Genomic DNA, 658 nt, shown 5'->3' on the forward strand with positions numbered 1-658 from the left:
CCCCGGTGGCGGCGACCGCCGCCGCGACGGCGGCCTCCAGCGCCGCCTCGTCCATCGCCGCCGGCAGGAAGCCCTCGATCACCGCGATCTCGGCCTCCTCCTTCTCCGCGAGTTCCGGGCGGTTGCCCTGCCGGTAAAGCTCCGCCGCCTCGCGGCGCGACTTCACCATGCCGCGCAGCAGGGCGACGATCTCCTCGTCCGGAATCGCCGTGACCCCCTTCGGCCGGGCCGCGATGTCGGCGTCCTTCAGCCGGGCGTTGATCAGCCGTAGGGCGGACACCCGGTCCGCCTCCCGCGCCAGCATCGCCGCCTTCAGCGCCGCCGTGATGTCGTCACGCAGTCCCATGCCCGTGTCTCCCTGTTCCGGCCGCTTTTCTGGGAAACGACTTCCCAGACGCCGCAGTCTCGGCTAAGTCCGGGAAATCTTCTCCCATAGGGGCCGGAGTACGTCGATGCGCTTGTCGGTAGATCAGATCATAGACCGGCTCGGGGGCGCCGAGGCAGCCGCGAAGCTCGCGGGCGTCGGGACCGAGGCGGTGCGCAAATGGCGGCAGGCGCAGGCGATCCCGCCGCGCCACTGGTCGGCGATCGTCGCCGCCGGCGACCTCCGCTACGAGGATCTGTCCGACGGGCGCGAGGCGGCCGAGGGCGGCCCCCC

Annotated in this window: 2 protein-coding genes; one reads left to right on the forward strand and one right to left on the reverse strand. The window is 72.2% G+C overall.

Annotated elements, in window-relative coordinates; all coding sequences use genetic code 11:
* The coding region (locus B8460_RS17180) for a GatB/YqeY domain-containing protein (RefSeq protein WP_048862843.1) at positions 1–346 on the reverse strand (346 nt) is incomplete at its 3' end.
* Positions 347–452: 106 nt separating this feature from the next.
* On the opposite strand from B8460_RS17180, the gene B8460_RS17185 reads away from it, so the two are divergent.
* Positions 453–658: carph-isopro domain-containing protein (locus B8460_RS17185; protein WP_048862844.1), on the forward strand; the 206-nt coding region annotated here is incomplete at its 3' end.

This window comes from Acidisphaera rubrifaciens HS-AP3, assembly GCF_000964365.1.
In the GTDB taxonomy this organism is placed as follows: domain Bacteria; phylum Pseudomonadota; class Alphaproteobacteria; order Acetobacterales; family Acetobacteraceae; genus Acidisphaera; species Acidisphaera rubrifaciens.